The sequence below is a fragment of the Exiguobacterium sp. R-17 genome, assembly GCF_049913315.1.
GTDB lineage: Bacteria > Bacillota > Bacilli > Exiguobacteriales > Exiguobacteriaceae > Exiguobacterium_A.
Genome location: NZ_CP184372.1, coordinates 1445397 through 1464616 on the forward strand (window position 1 = coordinate 1445397; position 19220 = coordinate 1464616).

At 48.2% G+C, this 19220-nt stretch carries 24 protein-coding genes; 13 read left to right on the plus strand and 11 right to left on the minus strand.

Annotated elements, in window-relative coordinates; translation table 11 throughout:
* Nucleotides 1-92 precede the first annotated feature (92 nt).
* Nucleotides 93-596, minus strand: a complete 504-nt coding sequence (locus tag ACN9MT_RS07655) for a DNA topology modulation protein (protein ID WP_035408072.1) — start codon at nucleotides 594-596, stop codon at nucleotides 93-95.
* Between the two features lie 81 nt (nucleotides 597-677).
* On the opposite strand from ACN9MT_RS07655, the gene ACN9MT_RS07660 reads away from it, so the two are divergent.
* Together ACN9MT_RS07660 and ACN9MT_RS07665 are read left to right on the plus strand one after the other, a co-directional pair.
* A complete protein-coding gene (locus tag ACN9MT_RS07660) occupies nucleotides 678-1100 on the plus strand; it encodes a hypothetical protein (RefSeq protein ID WP_426273352.1) in 423 nt (140 codons plus the stop codon).
* Between the two features lie 303 nt (nucleotides 1101-1403).
* Nucleotides 1404-1844: a VOC family protein gene (locus ACN9MT_RS07665; RefSeq protein WP_426273354.1), complete on the plus strand. Its 441-nt coding sequence runs from the start codon at nucleotides 1404-1406 to the stop codon at nucleotides 1842-1844.
* Between the two features lie 20 nt (nucleotides 1845-1864).
* Here the strand turns inward: ACN9MT_RS07665 and ACN9MT_RS07670 are convergent, their stop codons facing one another.
* Together ACN9MT_RS07670 and ACN9MT_RS07675 are read right to left on the minus strand one after the other, a co-directional pair.
* The gene (locus ACN9MT_RS07670; RefSeq protein WP_426273356.1) at nucleotides 1865-3133 is read right to left on the minus strand and encodes an NAD(P)-binding domain-containing protein; all 1269 of its coding nucleotides are present in this window, start codon (nucleotides 3131-3133) and stop codon (nucleotides 1865-1867) included.
* Between the two features lie 36 nt (nucleotides 3134-3169).
* Nucleotides 3170-3616, minus strand: a complete 447-nt coding sequence (locus tag ACN9MT_RS07675) for a MarR family winged helix-turn-helix transcriptional regulator (RefSeq protein WP_214853637.1) — start codon at nucleotides 3614-3616, stop codon at nucleotides 3170-3172.
* Nucleotides 3617-3728: 112 nt separating this feature from the next.
* Between ACN9MT_RS07675 and ACN9MT_RS07680 the strand changes: the two genes are divergently transcribed.
* The 6 genes from ACN9MT_RS07680 (at nucleotide 3729) to ACN9MT_RS07705 (ending at nucleotide 8835) form a co-directional block, all read left to right on the plus strand.
* Nucleotides 3729-4208 carry a GNAT family N-acetyltransferase gene (locus tag ACN9MT_RS07680; protein ID WP_426273358.1) on the plus strand — a complete coding sequence of 160 codons (480 nt, stop codon included), beginning with the start codon at nucleotides 3729-3731 and terminating at the stop codon, nucleotides 4206-4208.
* Between the two features lie 78 nt (nucleotides 4209-4286).
* On the plus strand, nucleotides 4287-4610 hold the full coding sequence (locus tag ACN9MT_RS07685) for an ArsR/SmtB family transcription factor (protein ID WP_214853643.1): 324 nt from the start codon (nucleotides 4287-4289) through the stop codon (nucleotides 4608-4610).
* Between the two features lie 49 nt (nucleotides 4611-4659).
* Nucleotides 4660-5955 (plus strand): arsenic transporter, encoded by a 1296-nt coding sequence (locus ACN9MT_RS07690; protein ID WP_426273360.1) that lies wholly within the window; start codon nucleotides 4660-4662, stop codon nucleotides 5953-5955.
* 15 nt (nucleotides 5956-5970) lie between these two features.
* Nucleotides 5971-7629: an FAD-dependent oxidoreductase gene (locus ACN9MT_RS07695; RefSeq protein ID WP_426273362.1), complete on the plus strand. Its 1659-nt coding sequence runs from the start codon at nucleotides 5971-5973 to the stop codon at nucleotides 7627-7629.
* Between the two features lie 106 nt (nucleotides 7630-7735).
* Nucleotides 7736-8353 carry a flavodoxin family protein gene (locus ACN9MT_RS07700; RefSeq protein ID WP_308101515.1) on the plus strand — a complete coding sequence of 206 codons (618 nt, stop codon included), beginning with the start codon at nucleotides 7736-7738 and terminating at the stop codon, nucleotides 8351-8353.
* Nucleotides 8350-8835 carry a YusW family protein gene (locus ACN9MT_RS07705; protein ID WP_290750264.1) on the plus strand — a complete coding sequence of 162 codons (486 nt, stop codon included), beginning with the start codon at nucleotides 8350-8352 and terminating at the stop codon, nucleotides 8833-8835. Before ACN9MT_RS07700 ends, ACN9MT_RS07705 begins: the two co-directional genes overlap by 4 nt.
* A gap of 246 nt (nucleotides 8836-9081) precedes the next feature.
* On the opposite strand, the gene ACN9MT_RS07710 is transcribed toward ACN9MT_RS07705, so the two are convergent.
* The 5 genes from ACN9MT_RS07710 to ACN9MT_RS07730 all read right to left on the minus strand — a co-directional run bounded on the left by ACN9MT_RS07710 (nucleotide 9082) and on the right by ACN9MT_RS07730 (nucleotide 11700).
* Entirely contained in the window at nucleotides 9082-9867 is a 786-nt protein-coding gene (locus ACN9MT_RS07710) for an endonuclease/exonuclease/phosphatase family protein (RefSeq protein WP_426273365.1), read from the minus strand.
* Entirely contained in the window at nucleotides 9864-10394 is a 531-nt protein-coding gene (locus ACN9MT_RS07715; protein WP_426273367.1) for a GNAT family N-acetyltransferase, read from the minus strand. Before ACN9MT_RS07715 ends, ACN9MT_RS07710 begins: the two co-directional genes overlap by 4 nt.
* A 162-nt stretch (nucleotides 10395-10556) precedes the next feature.
* Nucleotides 10557-11033, minus strand: coding sequence for a hypothetical protein (locus ACN9MT_RS07720; RefSeq protein WP_056061317.1), 477 nt, complete (start codon nucleotides 11031-11033; stop codon nucleotides 10557-10559).
* Nucleotides 11033-11239: a helix-turn-helix transcriptional regulator gene (locus tag ACN9MT_RS07725; RefSeq protein ID WP_035408056.1), complete on the minus strand. Its 207-nt coding sequence runs from the start codon at nucleotides 11237-11239 to the stop codon at nucleotides 11033-11035. The genes ACN9MT_RS07720 and ACN9MT_RS07725 overlap by 1 nt, the downstream gene beginning before the upstream one ends.
* A gap of 179 nt (nucleotides 11240-11418) precedes the next feature.
* On the minus strand, nucleotides 11419-11700 hold the full coding sequence (locus ACN9MT_RS07730; protein WP_426273369.1) for a hypothetical protein: 282 nt from the start codon (nucleotides 11698-11700) through the stop codon (nucleotides 11419-11421).
* A 173-nt stretch (nucleotides 11701-11873) separates the two neighbouring features.
* Between ACN9MT_RS07730 and ACN9MT_RS07735 the strand changes: the two genes are divergently transcribed.
* The 3 genes from ACN9MT_RS07735 to ACN9MT_RS07745 all read left to right on the plus strand — a co-directional run bounded on the left by ACN9MT_RS07735 (nucleotide 11874) and on the right by ACN9MT_RS07745 (nucleotide 13714).
* A complete protein-coding gene (locus ACN9MT_RS07735) occupies nucleotides 11874-12092 on the plus strand; it encodes a hypothetical protein (RefSeq protein ID WP_155960153.1) in 219 nt (72 codons plus the stop codon).
* Between the two features lie 133 nt (nucleotides 12093-12225).
* A complete protein-coding gene (locus ACN9MT_RS07740) occupies nucleotides 12226-13137 on the plus strand; it encodes a PhzF family phenazine biosynthesis protein (protein ID WP_426273371.1) in 912 nt (303 codons plus the stop codon).
* Entirely contained in the window at nucleotides 13109-13714 is a 606-nt protein-coding gene (locus tag ACN9MT_RS07745) for an HAD-IA family hydrolase (protein ID WP_368914972.1), read from the plus strand. Before ACN9MT_RS07740 ends, ACN9MT_RS07745 begins: the two co-directional genes overlap by 29 nt.
* Before the next feature lie 40 nt (nucleotides 13715-13754).
* Here ACN9MT_RS07745 and ACN9MT_RS07750 read toward each other — a convergent pair whose 3' ends face one another.
* The 3 genes from ACN9MT_RS07750 to ACN9MT_RS07760 all read right to left on the minus strand — a co-directional run bounded on the left by ACN9MT_RS07750 (nucleotide 13755) and on the right by ACN9MT_RS07760 (nucleotide 16718).
* Nucleotides 13755-14936 carry an MFS transporter gene (locus ACN9MT_RS07750; RefSeq protein WP_056061330.1) on the minus strand — a complete coding sequence of 394 codons (1182 nt, stop codon included), beginning with the start codon at nucleotides 14934-14936 and terminating at the stop codon, nucleotides 13755-13757.
* Between the two features lie 8 nt (nucleotides 14937-14944).
* Nucleotides 14945-15547: a TetR/AcrR family transcriptional regulator gene (locus tag ACN9MT_RS07755; RefSeq protein ID WP_426273374.1), complete on the minus strand. Its 603-nt coding sequence runs from the start codon at nucleotides 15545-15547 to the stop codon at nucleotides 14945-14947.
* 118 nt (nucleotides 15548-15665) lie between these two features.
* Nucleotides 15666-16718 (minus strand): hypothetical protein, encoded by a 1053-nt coding sequence (locus tag ACN9MT_RS07760; RefSeq protein WP_290750296.1) that lies wholly within the window; start codon nucleotides 16716-16718, stop codon nucleotides 15666-15668.
* 291 nt (nucleotides 16719-17009) lie between these two features.
* Between ACN9MT_RS07760 and ACN9MT_RS07765 the strand changes: the two genes are divergently transcribed.
* Together ACN9MT_RS07765 and ACN9MT_RS07770 are read left to right on the plus strand one after the other, a co-directional pair.
* A complete protein-coding gene (locus tag ACN9MT_RS07765; RefSeq protein WP_426273376.1) occupies nucleotides 17010-18302 on the plus strand; it encodes a methyl-accepting chemotaxis protein in 1293 nt (430 codons plus the stop codon).
* A gap of 78 nt (nucleotides 18303-18380) precedes the next feature.
* Nucleotides 18381-19076 (plus strand): hypothetical protein, encoded by a 696-nt coding sequence (locus ACN9MT_RS07770; RefSeq protein WP_426273378.1) that lies wholly within the window; start codon nucleotides 18381-18383, stop codon nucleotides 19074-19076.
* Nucleotides 19077-19220: the final 144 nt, after the last annotated feature.

Genomic DNA, 19220 nt, shown 5'->3' on the forward strand with positions numbered 1-19220 from the left:
TGTGGTAATGACTGGAAAACGGGCAGGAGAGTAAATTTGTTTCGTCGTATGTACATCACTAAGGATTACGAAAGGTAACAGATGGACGGATGTTATGAAAGTGATTGAAGAAACTGTTTGACAGCGCGGCGGGACCGCAAATGAACGATTTGTTTATCGGACGTCGCTTTAAGCGTTGAAAGGATACTCGGTCGCTTATCGATCGGAAACCGCCAAATCCATTTCAGAAAATCAAGCGACAGTTTCTCGGGACAGCCTGCCGCCATATCCGGTCGGCCGGTCTTACGATAGCGCAAGGTCCGTTTCAGCGCACGGTACAGACAAAGCGTCCGCGGCAGATCAAGGAAGATGACCGTATCAGCGGCATCGATTCGTAAGTCAAGCGTTCCACCGTAATTACCGTCGATGATCCATGTATCACGCGATATGAGTGTTTGTTGAATCTGGCGTTGTTCCTCACGCGAAACCGCCTCCCAGTTCGGACGCCACAATAAGCTGTCGAGGTGATCAACGGGATAACTGAGTTTTTTGCCCATCTCGCGGGCAAGCGTCGATTTACCTGACCCACCAGAACCAATCAGGATGATTTTTCGCATCATAGACCTCCTATTTTTTGTCATAGGAATTGATCATATCACGGTTTTCTAGTCGAGGATAGAACGAAAGGAGTGAATGAGATGGTACCAAATTTCATAATCGAAGGGATGACGATCGTTTTTACACTACTCGTAATCAGCTGCGGTGTGATATTCCTGCCGCAGCGGTGGAAGCGATATGGCTTAATTTTACTTGGTTTGGTGGCAATCGGGTGCAGTTCCTTTTGGTACATCCGACCGACGCTCATCAATCAACAGATTGCTGAGAATGAGAAATTGCTTAAGGTGGAACTAGCACGTCGATTTCCTGATGAAGTCTACACTACAAAAACACAAAAATTTTCGTATGAGTCTTCGGCGAATCCGGCTTCAATCGAAGTCGAATTTGCAAATGAACCTAACGTAACTTATTTTCTAGATATGGATGGGAACCGGATTAGACTGTCAAGTTTTATCTTTAAAAACGGAGGATTTCCACAGAATTTACAGCATGAATTCAAATAAAGACCGGATGCTCAAAACATCCGGTCTTTTGATTAAGTGGATTTCAATTTTTTCGTTGCGGACATCGTTTTGACGGCAGAGAAGGTAATCAGACCGAATCTGACCCAAAATATGTTCTAGGTCGCAAGGACGAGAAGGTTGACGTCTTCCATGTTATATCGACTCCTTTTCGTAAGTGGACACGATCTTTCATACTTATATTTTAATGACGATACAAACTGCAGACACCACGTCGAAACGCTCTAGATGTGCTTTCTAGCAACGGTTTGACAACATTCTGACACATTTGAGGGGGAATAAAGGATGCCGATTAAACGAACGGATCATATCAGTCTTAACGTCGTGAATTTAGAAGAAGCGATTCACTTTTTTTCGCTGTGCGGGCTCGAAGTACGTGGACGATGGGAAATGGAAGGGAAGTTGCTCGATCGTTTGTTGGATCTAGACGGTGCAAAGACGGAATGTGTCGCTCTTGGGTTACCAGGTGAAGCAATCTGGCTCGAACTGGTTCGGTTCAAACGACCAGTTGAGACGTCCACTGTCGTTCAGCCCGTTTATTCCAGTGGATTGCGTCATCTCTGTTTTGAAGTGACAGGACTCGATACACTCCTCAAGCGGTTAGCGAAGCATGGATATCAACCGATTGGGGACGTCGCGAATTACGAAAATGAGTATCGCCTATGTTACATAATAGGACCAGAAGGTGTGATCATAGAGCTAGCAGAAAAAATCGGACCTGTCTAAGACTGGTCCGATGTATATTTTTAAGAGCAACAGGAAGTCGATGATTGTGGCAGAGAAACGTTGCACACACCCGTCTCTGGTAATGATAAATTGACCTGCTTGGCACGTGCCTCGTCTCCGACAAGAAAAGCAACGATTGATCGAACTTGTTCATAACCGGTAGCAAGCAGGAAGGTCGGAGCACGACCGTAACTCTTCGCACCGACCAGATAAAGTCCGTGATCTGGATGACGTAACTCCGTTTCCCCATGTGGACGGACAGTTCCGCAACTATGAAAGTTCGGATCAATCAGAGGAGCAAGTACTCGACTACTCTCGGTGACAGGATCGATATCAAGCCGTACTTCCTCGAGGAACGAAAAGTCGGGTCGACTTCCTGCGTTGACGATTAGCTGATCGATGTGATGGAGGGATCGACCATCTTGCGCAGTGATGCCAAACGACTGTCCTTTCGATTCAATGGATTGTGTCTTGAAGTTGGAGTGAATCCTAATCTGATCTCCTTCAACGAGCTGACGGATACGTGAACCGAGTGCCCCGCGACCTTCCAGTGCATCCTTATCTTCGCCGCCGTAAGCTTGAACGGGGTCCGATTTACGAAGGATCCAATGAATCTCCGTTTCAGGGTGTTGCGCTTTAATGGAGACGAGTTCAAGAAGCGAGTTCAAAGCCGAGTGCCCGCTACCGATGACAGCGACGGATTGATTCGCGAAAACAACAGTATCACGTTTCGCATTTACGATCGAATACCGGACAGGTAAGTTCTGCTCGATTTCGACTCGATGACCAGAACTGATTGCAGGGTTTGGTCGCCGGAGGACGCCAGATGCATCGATGACCGCGCGAGCGAGAATATGTTTACGTCCATTCGGCGTGTCCATGACTAATTCAAACGGCGTCACTTCGCGTGAGGCATTCGTCATCTTGTCTAGACCTGCCCGTGAGATCGAGAGAATCTCATGTTGGAAATGTAGGAAAGGGGCAATTTCCGGTAAAGCAGCAAGTGGGGCAAGATATTGATTGATTAATTCAGTACCGGTCGGCACAGCATCGTCCGTTGGGGCGCTCCAGTCCGTCAACTCGAGCAAATGACGTGCTGCATCACTGATATTGTATTGCCATGTTGAAAACATCCGAACGTGTTCCCATTGTTTGACCTGATGCGCAATCGAAGGACCTCTCTCAAATAATAAAAACGATTGACCTTCCACTACAAGTTGAGCTGCAGCTGCAAGACCGATCGGACCGGCACCGATGATGACGATTGGGTGGGAAGAACCGTATGGCATACATAAAACCTCCTTTTTGTTTGTAAATTGCAAGTATTAGAGACATGGTTTACAACAGACGTCACTCTCGCCCATCTTCGTATTCAGCAAGTCGATTGCCTGGAGGACATGTGCTTTTTCGAAGGAAGTCATTGATGAGAAGATGGCATCCAGATACGTGTTCATCTCTTCGTCGATGGCTTGAGCAACACGCAATCCTTTTTCGGACAGGCGAAGTAGGTGAATTCGCCGATCGTTGATCGCGGGACGCTTTACTAGTAGGTCTCGTTTAATCAATGTTTGTACTTGTCGGCTGAATGTAGTGATATCAAGAGCGAGTTGATCAGCAATTTCTTGCATCGAGGAATCTGGGTGTTTCGCGACTTGATATAATAAATGGCTTTGGACAAGTGAAATATCTTCATCCAGAAAGGCGCAGCAATTCTTGTTAAGCAAACCAAAGCGGCGGGTGAACGTTTGAAACAACTCACGTGTCTCAGTCATGTAAAGTCTCCTTTCAAAATATCGTTGATGAGTCAGTTATACGATAAATATTTGCATTTTGCAAGTAAATAGATGATGATTTTAATTAATCAGACGAAAAGGAGGATTTTGGATGTACGTTCGATGGATGAAAGAAGAGGATCGTCTTCAAGTGATTGAGATTTATCGTCAAGGGATTGAAGATCGAAATGCGACATTCGAGACGACGATTGATTCGGATGCATTTTGGAATGCGATCACCCAATGTGAACGATTCGTATTGATAAAGGAAGACTCTATTGTCGGTTGGGGAAAGTTGAGTCGGATATCTGAACGAACCGTTTACAGTGGGATTCGAGAAGTCAGTATCTATGTAGAACGCTCCGTCCGTCGTAAAGGCGGTGGTCGACTTTTGTTAGAGACGATGGTTCATTTTGCGGACACTCAAGGCATCTGGACGCTTCAGTCTCAACTGTTTCCTGAAAACGAGGCAAGCAGACGCTTGCATGAGCGACTCGGATTCGAACTTGTCGGTCGACGGCGTGCGATTGCAAGACATCATGGAGTATGGCGCGATGTGTTGTTGTTGGAACGACGAAACGATTTACGGTGAAAGGACATTGCATAACTATCATGTTATATAATAATATGGTTATGTCATCGAACGAAATCGAGAAAGGGGGAAACCGATATGTCATCTATCACCGCCGATCATTCGACCATAGAAGTCAGTCAGTTTCTGAAGTTGCTCTCAGATCCGACCCGACTTGAAATCATCCGACGTCTTGCGGTGCGAGAGCATTGTGTCTGTGACTTCGTTGATTTGTTTGGCATCTCACAACCGGCAGTCAGTCGTCATCTCAAACTACTTCGGTCAGCTGGTGTCATCTTGGAAAGACGGGAGCGCCAATGGAACTACTTTCGACTAAATTCAGAGCATGGGCAGCATGACCTGTTGCGACGAATCCTCGAACAAGTGGGCGTAGCAGACGTTCCTAATACAATAACGTGTTAATCGCAGTCCTCATACGACTGCTATCAAATGAAGAAATGAAGTGAATTAATTGACAGCATCACAATGGCTTGCGATCGGAATATTTCTGATCACCTTATTTTTGATCATCAAACAACCGAAAGGGCTCGGCATCGGTTACTCGGCGATCGGGATGGCGATTGTCGCACTTTTAACGGGCGTCGTCGAACTGGGAGACGTCGCGACCGTCTGGGGGATCATCTGGAACGCGACGTTCACCTTCATCGCCTTGATCGTCATCTCATTGATTTTAGATGAGATCGGTTTCTTTGAATGGGCCGCGTTACATATGGCCCGAATCGCCCGCGGTGGCGGTCTTAAACTATTCATCTACATGACGTTACTCGGCGCCCTTGTCTCAGCCTTGTTCGCGAACGATGGGGCTGCCTTGATTCTGACACCCATCGTCCTTGCGATGGTCCGTCACTTGAAGTTACCGGATGCGGTCGTCCTGGCATATGTCTTCGCCTCCGGCTTCATCGCCGACACGGCAAGTCTTCCGTTCGTCATCTCGAACCTCGTCAACATCGTTTCGGCGGACTTCTTTCACATCGGTTTTACAGAGTATGCGGCACGGATGGTCTTCGTCAACGTCTTTTCGGTCGCTGGTAGTCTGCTTGTCTTGTACTTCTATTTCAAGAAGCAGATTCCAAAACTCTATGCCGTTGAGGATTTGGCGCAACCGACGTCTGCGATTCGCGATATGCGGATGTTCCGTGCTTCATGGATCGTCCTTGGCTTGTTGCTCGTCGGATACTTTACGAGTGATGCGATTGGCATTCCGGTCAGTCTCGTTGCTGGCATCATCGCTGTCTTTTTCTTATTCCTGGCGCAAAAATCACCGAGTGTTCCGACGAAGAAGGTCCTTGCCGGTGCCCCGTGGGCGATCGTCTTCTTCTCGCTCGGTATGTATATCGTCGTCTACGGTCTGCGCAATGCGGGACTGACGCAAGTCCTTGCGGAGTTGATCGAGTGGATGGCGACGAACCTCGCATCGGCGACGTTTGGAATGGGTTTCCTTGCCGCTCTGTTGTCGTCTGTCATGAACAATATGCCGACCGTCATGATTAATGCGTTGTCGATCGAGCATACGGCAACGACGGGAGCGATTCGTGACGCTTTAATCTACGCGAATGTCATCGGTAGCGATCTCGGTCCAAAGATCACACCGATCGGAAGCCTTGCAACCTTACTGTGGCTCCATGTCTTGCGCTCGAAAGGGGTCCGGATCGGTTGGGGACAATATTTTAAAATCGGTACCGTTTTGACGATTCCGACGCTCGCCATCGCGTTGCTCGGACTCTACATCAGTTTATTACTCTATTAAGAGGAGGACATGAATATGGCGAAACTACTTATCATCGGCTCGGTCGCTGCCGGCACATCAGTTGGGGCGAAGGCACGCCGTAATAGCGAAGACTTAGAGATCACGATCTACGACCGGGACGAGGACATTTCCTATTCCGGTTGTGGGATTCCCTATTTCGTCGGCGGTGAAGTCGCTGAGCTCGATGAATTGACGCCACGCGACGCAGCGTTCTTCAAGAAACGTTACAACATCGACGTTAAGACGCGTCATAACGTCGAAGCGATTGATCACGAGACGAAGACAGCGACCATCCGTCATCTGGATTCGGGTGAGACATTCACGGATACGTACGATACGCTCGTTTTCGCGACTGGTGCCTCTAGCATCATTCCGCCGCTACCAGGCGTCGATCTCGAAAACGTCTTCCCGGTCCGTAACATCCGTAATGCAGATGCGATTCGTCGGTACGTCGACGCGCAAGCTCCAAAACGTGCTGTCATCGTCGGCGGCGGATTCATCGGACTCGAGATGGCGGAACAGTTGACATATCGCGGAATCGAAGTGACGCTCGTCGAACGGTTGACGCAAGTCATGCCACCGCTAGACGTTGATATGGCAAAACGCGTTAGTGACCATCTCGAAGCGAATGGCGTCATCTTACGTCTTGGTGAGTCAGTCGCTTCGTTCGAAGGGGAGAAGACGGCTCGTACAGTCGTTCTTGCAAGTGGTGAGACGATCGAGACGGATCTCGTCATCCTGTCGGTCGGTGTCAAACCAAACACGCAACTCGCACAAGAGATCGGTGTGACGATTGGGCAGACGGGTGCGATCGCCGTCAATCGACAGATGCAGACGAACATCGAAGGCGTTTATGCGGTCGGCGATGTCGCCGAGAGCTTCTCCGTCATCACCGGTCAACCACTGTACCGTCCGCTTGGTTCGACGGCGAACAAGATGGGACGAATCGCTGGGATGGTCATCACCGGTGAAGCGATTGAACACCGGGGAATCCTTGGAACGGGAATTTTTAAAGCATTCGATTTGACGGTCGCTCAGACCGGATTGACTGAAAAAGAAGCCCGCGACGCCGGGTATGATATCGAAGTGTTACACAACATCAAGCCGGATCGCCCGGAATATCTCGGCGGCAAAGAAATGGTCATCAAGGCGATTGCAGATCGGAACGATGGTCGTGTCCTCGGTGCCCAAATCGTTGGTCCGCAAGGGGTCGATAAACGGATTGATGTCCTTGCGACCGCAATCAGCTTCAAGGCAAAAGCGGAAGACTTATTCCATCTTGATCTGGCCTATGCGCCGCCATTCTCGACGACGAAGGACCCCATTCTTTACACCGGGATGGCCCTCGATAACGCGATCAAACGAACGGCCCGTCTGAAAACACCGAATGCTTTGATGGAAGAGGTCGCTAAGGGTCAGGTCTTCCAAATCATCGATACGCGCTCACGCGCTCAGTTCGAGAAGAGTCATGTCGACGGGGCAATCCATATTCCGCTCGGTGAGTTACGTGAGCGGGCGCAGGAACTGGATCCGACGGTACCGACGATCGTCTACTGCAATAAAGGGGTCACTGGAAACGCGGCACAAAACGTCTTGAAGAATCTTGGATTCACGGATGTCTGTAACTTATCCGGTGGCAATCAAAACTATCAACACATCAAGTCTTGTCTCTGACGAGGAAAGTCTTCGCGAATGCGGAGGCTTTTTTGTTTATTTAATATCGGAATCAGGAAAGGATTAAGGACGAGGAACATGTCAATTCAAAAGGAGGGATGAATGGATGGTACGCGCTTTATTTTTGAACTGTACTTTAAAAGCATCACAAGAACCATCGAACACGGAAGCGTTGATTCGTGACGTGATCGCGTACTGGGAGCATGAGGACGTCGATTCAGAAATCGTTCGAGTCGTCGATCATCAAGTCGCATTCGGTGTGACGGAAGATGAAGGGAACGGCGACGAGTGGCCGGCACTCTTCGACAAAGTCAAACAAGCAGATATCGTCGTCATCGGGACACCGCTGTGGCTCGGTGAAAAAAGTAGTGTCGCGACACAAGTCATCGAACGGTTATACGGGGGAAGTGGCTTGACGAACGACGTTGGACAAGCCATCTATTATAACAAGGTCGGTGGTGTCATCGTCACCGGCAACGAGGATGGGGCGAAACACGCGTCCGCGTCGATTTTATACGGTCTGTCGCACATCGGATTCACGATTCCCCCCAATGTCGATGCGTATTGGGTCGGTGAAGCGGGACCTGGACCGTCTTACATCGAAGCCGGACGTGACAATGACTTCACGAAACGGCATGCCCAGTTTTTAGCTGCCAATCTTTTGCATCTTGCTCGGCTATTGAAAGCGCACCCGATTCCAGCAGAAGGGAATGTGATGGAATGAAGAGAGGATATGTTACAGGATACGGTGTTGCGACCTTATTTGCGATGAGTCTAATGGTAGCAGGATGCGGGAACGACGAAACGGCGTCGGACAAGGTCGAGGACGGATCTACAAACTCGAATACGACCGACAATACGATGAAAGATAAGGATGCGGTCACGAAAAATGCAGATACGGATTATGGATTCACCAGTTTATCGATTGAAGCGGACGTCAACGGGGATATGGACGCAATCGACATCAGCTATGACCGAGAGAATGACGGCACGGAAGCCGAATACCAGTATAAAGATGAAAACAAACGCGGGGACGCGGCGATGACGGAACTCGACGCGAAGTTCAAGAACTTAAAAGTAGATGCGGATACATCTGAGAAAGATGTCATCGCGGAAGTGGAGCGTGTATTTGCGATTCAAGATGCGTCCCGCCTCGAGGTGGAGATCGACTTCTCGGACGGAACAGAAAAAGAATATAAAAAATAAACGACGGGGCTGACTCACATGTCGTCCTCTAAAGATAAGGGTGGCAGAATGATGATCTGCCACCCTTATCTCGTAAAAAAATGACGCGTCACACGCCACTCCTACAGGAAAAAGCGCATTATGCGCTGTCAGAGACAAACAAGACCCGCTTTCCTGCTTGAATGAAGCAAGAAAACTGGCTTGTGTCTCGCCTGAGGAAAGGACGTAAAAAGACGCGTCATTCTTTTTTGAGTCAGCCTCGTCGTTTTAGTGAATCGTCATATGAGCGAGGACCCCATAATGATCACTTGGTATGACGTGATGGGGCAGTCGTTCATGTCCGATCAATTGAACGCGTTGTAAGGTCACTGGTGCCGGTGAGCGTTGACACAGCAACCAATCGTACCGGGCAGGTGTCGTGATTCCGTCATTCTTTTTAGCATACGAATTCGTCATAGGATCAAGAGTCACAGGAGCAAGTTGACCGGTCCGCATGGCAAAACTGTCAGCGAGATCGACCCACTCCTTAAGCGTTGCTTGATGCAGAGAAGAATTTGGACAATCATTAAAGTCACCACCTAAGAACTCGATCGTCGCGTCATCCGTCTGTGAGGCAATCCATTCGTTGACGAATCGAAGTTGACCGAGTCGAATGTCTGAAGCACGCCAGTTGAAATGAATGTTCGTCACGGCAAAACGGACACCTTCAATCGAAAACGGAATCCGAATCGCACAGTGATGGTTGATGTTTGCTGTAGCGGCGGCACTCGAATCCGTTCGCTCAAACGGCAGTTTCGTTAAAATGGCAAGTCCTTCATCCGGTGAATCCTTATAAGGATCCATCATCCAATACGGATAACCGGTCGCCTCTGCGAGATGTTCGGCGATTGAGACGAACGGTTCATCCGGATGAAACGTCGACATCACTTCCTGCAGAAGAAGAACATCCGGTTGATGCTGATTGATTTCCGCACACAATGCCGCAAACCGTTCCTGACACTTGTATGGATGATGCCAAATGTTATACGTCGCGATCGATAATGAGAAACTCATAACGCTAAGCCCATCAGGACAGAATCATAATAACAGCCGTCCGACAGCAACCGATCGTGGCGTAGTCTTCCTTCTTCTAGGAAACTGTGACGATGGTAGAGTCGGAGCGCCCCGTGATTCGTCTCGACGACTTCGAGTTGGATTTTCAGAAGCGACTGCGTCTTCGCCCAAGCGATCATCCGGATCGTCAATTGGGTGCCGATTCCTTGTCCCCAATCCGAACGCAGGACCCCTAAGCCGAAAGATGCTTTATGAGCAAAGCGCTTTAATGCAAATCCACGACACCTGGCGTAAGCAATGAGTTGTTCCTCCCGTTCAACGACGAGGATTTGATCCGGAACCGATGAATTGTGTAACTGATCAACGAAATCGGTCGCCGTCATCACGTCCTCACCAGGCATCCGGTCGAAGTACTCCGTTTCCGCGTCAAGTGCTTGACGTAATGCAGCAAGTGCTTCAGCATCACTAAGACGAGCCGGACGAATGTAGTAACGTTGCGTATTAAATGAGTGGTGCGTCGTCTGCATATATTAGCCTCCCATCTAGATAGAATATGCCAGCATTGTGGCATTGTTGTCGGATTATAATCGGTAACACATATATGCTAGGGAAACGGTGTATCACGAATAGGTTCAACTGACTGACCATCCGGAGCAGGCGCAAACTCAATAGTCCTTCGTCAAACGATGTTAACGCCGAACGTGGACGATCCAAGCGGTCATATAGGTAAGTGTTCCAACCGATAGGACGAGTGCGATCGCATAAAACGGAAACGAAGGATACCGTTCAAGTAGTGGCTGTTCAAACAAAAAGGCGATCATCAGGATAGGAAGACTGATCAAAAAAGCAACGTACGCCGCGCGGGTCGCCTTACCAGTGATAAGGGCCTCTCGTTCGTCCGAGTCAGAGAATTCTGCTGTTGACGTCGACCATTTTGAAAATGACCGGGAGCGATCCGTTCGTGAGAGATAGCCAATGCATGAGACGACAATAGCGATGATGATCAGTGGCAGCATGATGCTGAGATCGAGCTCAAACGACAGACCGGTACCGGATACAGGATCATCTTGAAATAATTGAAGTTTGTCATGAATCGCACTGATGAGAGACGCAGCTAAAAAATAGAGACAACAATTTAAAACAGATTGGGTTATGACGCGGTTCATCAAGACTCCTCCTCTAATTGAAATAATTCCTCTACTGGTCGATCGAAGACGCGAGCAATTTGCATTGCGAGTAGTAAGGATGGCGTATAGCTGCCTTTTTCAAGCGAGATGACGGTCTGGCGTGTCACGCCGATCCGTTCAGCGAACTGTTCCTGCGTCCACTTCTGTTGTTGGCGGTAAATCCGGACTTGATTCGTCAGCTTCATCCAGCGACCTCCTTTCCAGTTATCTATATTGTAAAGTCTGTTTTACATTTTGTAAAGTAGACTTTACTTTTTAAATGAGAAAAAGCCAATGAATCAAGACGATCCATTGGCGTAGTCGTAAGCGATACATTCAAATTGGTTTATATTGCAACGGGATTGAAGCGAGCCATTTGCAAACATTACATGACGTGCGGCGTTACAATGATGGCTACGAGACACACGAACGTCGTAATGACGTGATGTCGTCGTAAGGACAAGGGAAGCAAAACAAGCCCTGCGATCGTGACACCGGTAACGATCCATCCTAAAAGAAATTCCGTGTCATGGGAAGCGATCGGAATACTCAATAGATACGCTGTCGCGTGCGGAAAGTAGCCCAGTGCATCGAAAAGGATCCCGCTAAAGACACCCATCAATAGCAAACCGATCGCTAGCTGAAACCGTTTTTTGGATTTAATCATATAAATGCTCCTCATCTGTTTGTTTGACGCATGACTTCGTGATCGATGCGTCTATCTTCTAGTCATTCGTCAAAATGAATCGAATTCCTGACTGTTATCTTTCTCGGAACTTTATCAAAAATCCTTGCTTCTACGCACCAATCGGAATATTCAGATAATAATCGGGTATCATCATGAAAACACCATCGCCGATTCAGTGGAAAGGAGAAGAGAAGATGATGCCTGAACTGATACCGGATGACCGGGAGCTCGAACGAAGGATTCGAATCGTCCATCTGTTGCGAAAACTGGGTAAAACAGACGAAGCAATTGCAAGGTCCCTCTATGTACCGATTGAATGGGTCCAGTCGATTTATGAAGAAGACGACTGGCAGCAAATGCAATCATCCTAAGGCAAGGGCGTCTCGTCCTTGTTTTTTCATCTGTTCTGTTAGACTTATCTTATAAAAATGAAATCAAGATGTCAGAAATCAAAGACACATAACAACACGTTGCGTGATCTGAATACTGGACAGGAGGAGACAGATGATTGAAATATTGCACTATGATGTGTTTACGGCGACACCCGGAACCGGTAATCCAGCCGGAGTTGTCTTAAACGCCGATCGATTGTCGGAGCTTGAGATGCAATGGATTGCTCGGACGAGTGGATTCACGGAAACGACATTCATCCTCTCTTGCGAGCAGGCAGATTATCAAATGCGTTTCTTTGCACCGGAACGGGAGATGGACTTGTGTGGACATGGTACGATCGCTGCATTGACGGCGATCGATTCACACATTGGTGTACCTGCAACATGTCACATCAAGACAAAATCAGGTATCTTGCCTGTGATTCGTTTAGCGCATGGCATGTTTCGTTTACGACAAGGGCGACCTTGTCTGCACCCATTTGATGGTGACGTTGAGGCAGTCTTAGCATCGATTGGATTAGAAATGAAACATTTAGATAAACGATTTCCGGTCGTTTATGGAAGTACCGGGAATTGGACGCTTGTGTTGCCGATTCGTCATCTCGTCGATTTTCAACGGATGATGCCAGATCATCAACAATTTGCATCCGTTTTGACTGACTATCCTCAAGCATCGATTCACCCCATCTGTTTCGATACATATGATGCGCAGGCAACTTTACACGGACGTCACTTCTCAGCAACGGGATCAGGCAGCATCGAAGATCCGGTAACAGGAACGGCGAGTGGTGTGATGGGTGTCTATTACCGAAAATTCATGAAGCCATCCGTCTCAGGAACGATGATCACTGTCGAGCAAGGACATGAGATAGGACGATCAGGTCAGGTAAAAATTCATGTCTCCGGTGAAGGACTTAATCACAACGACTGGAAGGTTGAGATGGACGGGCAAGCCGTCTTTGTTGGTGTAAAGAAAGTGGGAGAGGAAGAGGCAGATGTTGAAACACTTCATTTGGGATTTTGACGGCACCTTGTTCGATACATATCCGGTGTTGATCGATGTTTTCGTGGACATGCTCGAGAGCGAGGGGCAATCGGTCGATCGAGAACGTGTCGCTGAGCTGATAGCGATCTCGGCTAAGACGATGTATGAGGCGTTTGCGGTGTCCGAAGCATTCATTACGAACTACAAACAACAAAAGGCGGCGATCGAGCGCGAACGGTCCGGTCCGTTTCCGGGAATTCATGAATTGCTTGAGACATTATCGGCAAGTGGTGCGACGCATCATATCGTCACCCATCGTGGAACATCCATTCATGCGTTGCTTGCAAAACACGAATTGACGCATCATTTTCAAGACATCCTGACTGCAGCACATGGCTTCGTCCGTAAGCCGGATCCGGAAGCTGTCACGTACTTGATCAATCGGCATCAGATGGCTCTAGACGAGACGATCATGATCGGGGACCGGGAACTCGACGTCTTAGCGGGACATCGTGCGGGTATTGCCACATGTCTGATCAACGAACGACCAAATGAGACGGTTGCGACCTATACGGTACCGACGCCTGAACAATTACACGAACGATTGCTGACATAACGACAGCCCCGCTTCCAGTGATGGGAACGGGGCTGTTTTTTTAAGAAGACAAACGATCCGATTCAGTTACTTCAGTGCGTGGTGCATGCCAGAAGTATGTCAGTAAAATACCGACCGCAAGCATCATCGTCGCGAAATAAAACGGATAGTTGAGGTTGACGTCAAACAATAATCCGCCGACGATCGGTCCGAGAATATTCCCGATACTCGTAAACATCGAGTTCATTCCACCGACAAAACCTTGTTCATCCCCGGCAATCTTCGAAAGATAGGTCGTGACGGCTGGTCTCATCAAATCAAAGCCAACGAAGACGACCATCGTCACGAGAATGATCGAGACATAGTTCGTCACGAACGTCATCAAGACGACGAGCAACGTCGAACCAATCAAACTGTATCGGATCAAGCGAATCTCACCGAACCAACGTGTCAAACGATCGAACAGCCCGACTTGGACGATGACACCGACAATCGCACCAAGGGAGATCGCAAGCGCGATATCTTTCGCCGTGAAACCGAACTTCCGGTCAACGAACAGCGCGAACAAGGACTCGAACGAGGCGAGACCGAACGACGAAATCAATAGGACTAGGAAAGCGATGAAATAGAGCGGACTAAATACTTTCCGAAAACCCGTCTGTTGTTTGATGGTCGTCGCCTCATAATGACGGTTAGGTTCCTTGAGCGTAAAGATAGATAATACCATTGCCGTCAGACCGAACGCGGCAGCAAAGAAGAACGGCGTCCGCGTGCCGAGGTCAGCAAGGAACCCGCCGATCCCGGGTCCGATGATGAAACCGGTCGAGATGGCGGCAGACATATAGCCAAGCGCTTTCGGACGGGTTTCGTTCGTCGTGATGTCAGCGATGAAAGCGGTGACAGCTGGCATGATGAAGGCCGCACTGACACCACCGAGAATCCGCGACGCGAACAGGACTTCGACCTGTTGACCGAGACCGAACAAGAGCTCAGACATGCTAAAGATGAATAAACCGATGATGATCATTGGCTTGCGTCCGTACTTATCGACGGCACGTCCTGCAAGCGGGGACAGAATCAATTGCGCGAAGGCGAAGGCAGATACCATGTAACCGACCGTCGCTCCGGAAATGCTTAACTCATTCATGATCGTCGGTGTGACAGGAATGACGAGTCCGATTCCGAGAAAAGCGATGAATAAGTTGAGCAGGAGTGTACTTAAAATCAATGTATTGTTTTGCATAGGTCACCTCAATTGTTTGGAATCGTTTTCGACATGCCACGCCAGACGATTGGCCATACGGCTTGCTGTCTAGCATGAAAGGCGTCGACGCCGTTATAGACAAGTTCTGTCAGCGTACCTTCAGCAACCGTCAAATAAGCAAGCGCTGCACTTTTATAATCCGTCGAATAGAGGATCTGTTCCGTTCGGTCACGTTCGCGTAACAGACGCGTCAATAAATCATGCAGTGAATCGAAGAACGGGTTGAAGCGATCGGTCATCTCTTGTTCGAGTTTCTCTGGTGGAAAATAGGCTGCCCGAAGGATGAATCGCATCAGCACATCATCCTGTTGCTCTAAAATGAACCAATCGAAGAAGCCGTGCAAGGATTGCTCGAGCGGTTGCTGTCGTGTTTTTGTGAAATACGTAGCGAAACGACGCTTTTGTTCCTGCAAGACATACGTCGTCGCTTGCAGGAAGAGGTCATCTTTGCCTTTATAATGCGCGTAGATAGACGGTTTTTTGATGCCGACTTCTGTTGCGATCTCTTGTAGCGATGCTCCTTCATAGCCATGCGCTGCAAAATGATGGATGCTCGTCTGTAACAATTGTTGCGCTTTCAGATAAATCACCTTCCTAACGGTCGTTAGGTAATACTGTAACAGGAAATTTCATGGGCAGTCAATGAGAGTGTCTTACCGCACAAAAAAACTGACTCCGCCATGGCGGAATCAGTTTTATAAGGAATCATTATTTATTCATAACACGACCGCGTGTTGCGACGCGTGAACCGACAATCCCAGCGAACGACGTGAAGATCAGTGTCAGAAGGAGACCGACGAACGCCCAGATCGAAACTTTCGATGCCGTTTGTGTCGCTTGTTCCGTTTGCTGACGAACATCTTGAACCGTTTTCTTCAAGTCAGCTGATGTCTCGTCGAGTGTTTGTTTCGCATTATTGATTTGTTGCGTTGTTTCTTTTGTTGCCGTGTTTAAACCATCGACAATGTTTTGCGTCGCTTTATCTGCCTCAGCGCCTGTAAGATCCGTGTTCTTTGCAACAGCGTCAGCGATTTTCTTTTCATCGACGGATTTCTCGATTTTCTCAGATCGTGCTGTCAATGAATCACCGAGATCCTGAACGATTTTGTCGAAGTCTTCTGGTTTCGTAATAGCCTCTTTACCAGCAGCCGTGACGTCATCTTTGACAGCATCTAGTTGACCTTGCAGGTAGTTAGGTTGTAATTCTTTGATGTCTGTATCCTTAAGAATTTCTTCGACGTTTCCATCGAGTTCCTTCGTATCGATATCTGAGACGTTTTTCGTAACGGAGTCGAACCCTTTCGTCGCAGCGTCTTTTGCAGTCGACGCGACAGACCCGATGCCGCTACCGGCAGCTCCACCGACTGTTCCGAGTAATGAACCGACCGATTGTAACGTATTGACGGTCGTAAACGTCAAGAGAGCGAACAAGAGGATGACGCTCGTCGACCAAGTCAAAAATCCGTGAATGAGACCGGCTCGAGCTGACGTCACACCAGAAACGAATCCGGCAACGAATAACGAAATGAGCAATGACAGAATCGCCCAGATGATCAAGCCTGTTCCGACGCCATCGAACGGGTTATTCGACGTGACGTCCGTGACGCCAAGACCGATCGCCGATCCAATCAGACTGAAAAGAATCAATAAAGATAAGAATGATACCACACCGGCAAAAATTGAACTCCATGAAATGTTACGACCCGCATCGTCCGCTTCCGCTCGGAAGTGGGATGAAAAGCCTTTATTTGTTTTTTCCATAATCAGCACTACCTCTCCCAAAATTAATCTTTCAAGTTTGAGATGTTCATGAATAGCAAAGCTTCACCTCAAGTTTCTTACGCGCATAGCTCTTATATTTCCGGAAAGTAACAATGAGAAACCTAGTATTACAGTTACATGATTAATGATCATATGAACTTCAAAATATCCGGAATATTCCAACATGCAATTACCATGACATGTAGAAAGAGACTAACGTATCCCTTTAAATGTCAATCAACGGTGACGATATAAGAGGTGAAGTGAAATTAAAAACAAGGAGATGAATATATGAATTGGTTTAAGAAATCACCTTCACCTTCCTTTGACGCGCTCATTGAAGTCGAACGCACGCATGTCATATTGAATGTTCCAGCATCCCTACGTGAACAATTACGTCTAATCGGTCTACACGCCATCGATTTACAAATTGCACGAGTCATCCGCGAGGATGTTTCCCGTTGGATGCCGAGCATGGTCGATGCGTTCTACGAGGAGTTAGTCCGGGTTCCGTCTCTCCGTCAGTTGATTGAAAAACATTCGACACTTGAACGGTTGAAAGGTACCCTCGCTCGGCACATCCTACAAATGTTCGATGGTCAGGTGACGATAGACTACATCGAAGCCCGGCGCCGGATTGCTGAACGGCATGTTCAAATCGGGCTGCATAATAAATGGTATATTGCTGCCTTTCAAAAAGTCTGGAACGTCCTCAGTGAACAGATTGACGGCAGTGATTGGCCGGAAGTAGAACGTGTCCGAATCATGCGGGCAGCAGGGAAACTCTTTAATCTCGAACAACAAATCGTCATGACGATGTATGAGGATCAAATCGATGAGGAGCGCCAAGCGATCGCGACAGCAAAACAACACGTCGGAGATGGTGTTCAAAAATCAACAGAAGAACTTGCCGCGATGAGTGAAGAATCGTCAGCAAATTTCCAAGAGATTGAGCGGCACGCCAAACACGTCTCGACGACGACAGACGCGATTTCGATCCAGTTGACAGAAGCGGTCAGTGAAGCAGAAGCCGGTGTCGTTCTCGTCGAAGAAGAGACACGACGCTTTGAACATGTCGTTGCAGATTTATCACGGACGACCGAACAAGTCGCTGAACTGTCTCGTCTGTCGCAGGAAATCGAACGGATCGCTGGGATGGTGACGACGATTTCTGATCAGACGAATCTACTCAGTTTGAACGCCTCAATCGAAGCGGCACGTGCCGGGGAGATGGGACGCGGGTTCACCGTCGTTGCGCAAGAAATTCGGAAGCTTGCCGAAGAGAGTAAACAGTCGGCAACAGAGACGTCGCGGATCGCTCAAGAGATTACGCAAAAGATGCTCGTCGTCTCAGAGCGGATGGGAACGACGGAGACAGCGGTCGTCCGGACGACGACAGAGATGCAACAAGTCGTCCGTGCCTTTTCACGGATTTCGGAACAGACCGACAATGTCTCGCGGCAAATTCACGAACTATCGACCGATACAAAGGAAGTCGCCGGTACGATCGAAGGCATGCGTAAGATTGCAGAAGCGATTGCTGAGACAGCGGATGATTTACAAGAAGTCGCCGCGACCCTCTGATTTAGTCCTCCTTTCCATGTGAAAGGAGGACTTTTTTGACGTTTTATGGAAAAATAAAGCTGGAGGTGTGGAAGGTTTATGGTGCAGAGTCTATTATTGATTGTTTTATGCTTTTTCGCTTTGATCGGACGTTACCTGATGACAGGGGAACTCGCTCCACGTGAGTTGTATGGATTACTTGGTTTAACGGGCGTCGCTTTCTTAATCGGTGGAGTCGAATGGTGGCAAATCCGGCGTGATTTACGTTATCGTGGACGAGAGGCAGGGGTGTCCGTTCACTTAGCGGACCGGGCGACCCAAAAGACGAATACGGTTTTTCTCGCGCATGAACAATGGCTGACGTTCTCACGACGTTATGCCACGTGGTGGCAGGCGATCCTTGTGCGCTTCAAGAAGTTTGAATCGTTTTTCCTCGATGTAACGTTCGACGGAGAAGGAACCCGTCTTCAAATTAAAGAAACGAGAACGGAATGGCTTCGCAATACGACACATTTCGTGATTCGTAAAGATGGACGTGACGTCGGTACAATCCGTACCGATCCGGCACTTCGTCAGCAATTGCGACTACAAGAAGTTTTACTCGTCTCGTATGCCGGTCAGGAGTATCAAATTCGTTCCTCAACAGTCACGAGAAAAATCGGCGTTTATCAAAACGGGGACTGCATTGCGACGGGTTCACGACACGGGGCGCAACTTGACTTTGATTGTGAGACGAATATACGTCTATTAGCTGTCGCAAGCATGATCGTCTTTCGACTTGTTTATTCAAAATGATTTTATTTCAAATACCTTATTGCTGTTAAAATAAAATGAATCGGTTTCAAGGGAGTACGGCATTACATACTAAACGGCTCCGATTACGAAAAATCCGACTGGCTGATACGGAAGCGATGTTTAGAACGGATTGTGGAACAATGG

Bases quoted from the DNA above. Each gene is read 5' to 3' on its own strand.
- ACN9MT_RS07760 (WP_290750296.1), bottom strand. From the start codon at position 16,718: ATGGAAAAAACAAATAAAGGCTTTTCATCCCACTTCCGAGCGGAAGCG.
- ACN9MT_RS07750 (WP_056061330.1), bottom strand. From the start codon at position 14,936: ATGCAAAACAATACATTGATTTTAAGTACACTCCTGCTCAACTTATTC.
- ACN9MT_RS07680 (WP_426273358.1), top strand. From the start codon at position 3,729: ATGTACGTTCGATGGATGAAAGAAGAGGATCGTCTTCAAGTGATTGAG.
- ACN9MT_RS07695 (WP_426273362.1), top strand. From the start codon at position 5,971: ATGGCGAAACTACTTATCATCGGCTCGGTCGCTGCCGGCACATCAGTT.
- ACN9MT_RS07730 (WP_426273369.1), bottom strand. From the start codon at position 11,700: ATGATTAAATCCAAAAAACGGTTTCAGCTAGCGATCGGTTTGCTATTG.
- ACN9MT_RS07765 (WP_426273376.1), top strand. From the start codon at position 17,010: ATGAATTGGTTTAAGAAATCACCTTCACCTTCCTTTGACGCGCTCATT.
- ACN9MT_RS07665 (WP_426273354.1), top strand. From the start codon at position 1,404: ATGCCGATTAAACGAACGGATCATATCAGTCTTAACGTCGTGAATTTA.
- ACN9MT_RS07705 (WP_290750264.1), top strand. From the start codon at position 8,350: ATGAAGAGAGGATATGTTACAGGATACGGTGTTGCGACCTTATTTGCG.
- ACN9MT_RS07700 (WP_308101515.1), top strand. From the start codon at position 7,736: ATGGTACGCGCTTTATTTTTGAACTGTACTTTAAAAGCATCACAAGAA.
- ACN9MT_RS07715 (WP_426273367.1), bottom strand. From the start codon at position 10,394: ATGCAGACGACGCACCACTCATTTAATACGCAACGTTACTACATTCGT.
- ACN9MT_RS07685 (WP_214853643.1), top strand. From the start codon at position 4,287: ATGTCATCTATCACCGCCGATCATTCGACCATAGAAGTCAGTCAGTTT.
- ACN9MT_RS07745 (WP_368914972.1), top strand. From the start codon at position 13,109: ATGTTGAAACACTTCATTTGGGATTTTGACGGCACCTTGTTCGATACA.
- ACN9MT_RS07710 (WP_426273365.1), bottom strand. From the start codon at position 9,867: ATGAGTTTCTCATTATCGATCGCGACGTATAACATTTGGCATCATCCA.
- ACN9MT_RS07660 (WP_426273352.1), top strand. From the start codon at position 678: ATGGTACCAAATTTCATAATCGAAGGGATGACGATCGTTTTTACACTA.
- ACN9MT_RS07670 (WP_426273356.1), bottom strand. From the start codon at position 3,133: ATGCCATACGGTTCTTCCCACCCAATCGTCATCATCGGTGCCGGTCCG.
- ACN9MT_RS07655 (WP_035408072.1), bottom strand. From the start codon at position 596: ATGCGAAAAATCATCCTGATTGGTTCTGGTGGGTCAGGTAAATCGACG.
- ACN9MT_RS07725 (WP_035408056.1), bottom strand. From the start codon at position 11,239: ATGAAGCTGACGAATCAAGTCCGGATTTACCGCCAACAACAGAAGTGG.
- ACN9MT_RS07740 (WP_426273371.1), top strand. From the start codon at position 12,226: ATGATTGAAATATTGCACTATGATGTGTTTACGGCGACACCCGGAACC.
- ACN9MT_RS07675 (WP_214853637.1), bottom strand. From the start codon at position 3,616: ATGACTGAGACACGTGAGTTGTTTCAAACGTTCACCCGCCGCTTTGGT.
- ACN9MT_RS07770 (WP_426273378.1), top strand. From the start codon at position 18,381: ATGGTGCAGAGTCTATTATTGATTGTTTTATGCTTTTTCGCTTTGATC.
- ACN9MT_RS07735 (WP_155960153.1), top strand. From the start codon at position 11,874: ATGAAAACACCATCGCCGATTCAGTGGAAAGGAGAAGAGAAGATGATG.
- ACN9MT_RS07720 (WP_056061317.1), bottom strand. From the start codon at position 11,033: ATGAACCGCGTCATAACCCAATCTGTTTTAAATTGTTGTCTCTATTTT.